The sequence below is a fragment of the Cellvibrio sp. genome, from assembly GCF_053579595.1.
Genome location: NZ_JBRFPI010000096.1, coordinates 1 through 427, shown reverse-complemented (window position 1 = coordinate 427; position 427 = coordinate 1). Strand labels below are relative to the sequence as shown.

General features: G+C 48.7%; 1 protein-coding gene. It reads left to right on the top strand.

All coding sequences use genetic code 11. The features are described 5' to 3' along the window. The coding region (locus ACWA6V_RS08155; RefSeq protein ID WP_449522017.1) for a PulJ/GspJ family protein at positions 1–427 on the top strand (427 nt) is incomplete at both ends.

Sequence of the window (427 nt, the reverse complement as noted above, 5' to 3'; positions counted from 1 at the left end):
GGTTTTACACTGATCGAATTAATCAGGGTTATTGTTGTCCTTTCTATTCTTGGCACTATTGGCAGTGGTTTTGTGGTGAGGACTACAGAGTCCTATCAGCGCACCCAAACCCGAGCGTTATTAGTTAATACCTCGCGCCAGGCATTGGAGCGGATGACACGGCAGTTGCGAATTGCATTACCTTATTCGGTGCGCGTAACCAATGGTGGTAATTGCCTCGAATTTATGCCGATTGCAGCAGGGGGAAATTATTTTGATCCGGTTCCCGATAATGAAAACCTTGCGGCGCTGCGCACTAATATTCCTGCTTCACCTGTTCCAGTTCCAGCTGATTTTGGAACACCCGTTTTTGTGACAATAGGTGCTATGTCGGCCACTGAAATATACGGCACTACGGCGGTATCCCGCGAGGGTTATGCCGGGGGTA